Source organism: Chryseobacterium antibioticum, assembly GCF_012927325.1.
GTDB classification, from domain to species: Bacteria; Bacteroidota; Bacteroidia; order Flavobacteriales; family Weeksellaceae; genus Chryseobacterium; species Chryseobacterium antibioticum.
This window is the reverse complement of record NZ_JABBGI010000073.1, coordinates 1-1,072: the sequence shown is the minus strand read 5'-3', so window position 1 is coordinate 1,072 and position 1,072 is coordinate 1. Positions and strand designations below refer to the sequence as shown.

At 34.0% G+C, this 1,072-nt stretch carries 1 protein-coding gene; it reads right to left on the bottom strand.

The window, feature by feature from the left end; translation table 11 throughout:
- Positions 1-101: 101 nt before the first annotated feature.
- Entirely contained in the window at positions 102-890 is a 789-nt protein-coding gene (locus HHL23_RS22355) for a hypothetical protein (protein WP_169236943.1), read from the bottom strand.
- Positions 891-1,072: the final 182 nt, after the last annotated feature.

Below are 1,072 nucleotides of genomic sequence, written 5' to 3'. Positions count from 1 at the left end.
AACCCCATCTTGTATAACAGAGGTGTTAATTCCAACCTGGGACAAAGCTTCGGCAGCAATTATAAAAATAAAAAGGGTGGTATATAAATATCTTTTCATGGTTATCTAATTTTTTCAATGGATATGGTTGAGGTATTTGCATTTTTGAAGCGGACATCTGTCCCTGGGTCTATATCATAGGTTCTCACGCTTAGTGTATACCCTGCTTGATTTATTGGAACATATAGTATGAAAGACCTTCCGTTAGGAAAGTTAGCTTCTGCTCCTCCCTCAGTATCCCATCTGCCGGGAATATATATGTTATCTGAAACAATGTCACTTGTATTATTAACATATATTTCCACTCCAAAATTATCTGCTCCTCCTGAAGAAGCTAAATCAAGATTTAAAACTACTTTATAGTAGCCAATCTCATTTATTTTTATAGTGGTATCATCTACTTTTTCATATAAATTAGTGTTATTGTTAAATCTAACATTAGCAAATATAGCTGCCAAAGTACTCCCAGCATTTAGATCCGTGGCTGTATCTTGGTTTGCAAAAAGTGCGGTTTCATGAGCATTCTTTTTGGCAATTTTTTCCCATAGCAAACTAGAATTATTCCAAAAGTAAAACCCTGGTGTAACTGCAAAATTTCCTGTCCCTGCACTTGCTGTATTATAAACCAAAAGACCTGTTACTTTGGTTCCTACAACAGGCGCAAATACATTGGTTGCTGTAAGATTAATCCTAGGAGCTAATAATCCCCCATAGTAAGTCCTACCTTTGGTTGGCTGGCTCTCAATTTGTAAAATTATATTGGGATTTACTTTATCAGTTCCTATCCCGATCTGACTATAAATCATATCAGAAAGCAATACTGTTAAAAAAAGTATTATCTGCTTTATCATTTTTTCTATTTTAATTTTGTAAAAGAGAAAAGAGTCCTTTAATGACTCTTTTCCCTGAGTTGATATATGAATTTGTGTATTTTATTATATAGTGTATTTAAAAGAAGGAGGTGGACGGATCTTTATTCCTAACAAAAAAGTCCTTTCGAATAATCCGGCTTTGAGAGATTGTTTTGGAAAAA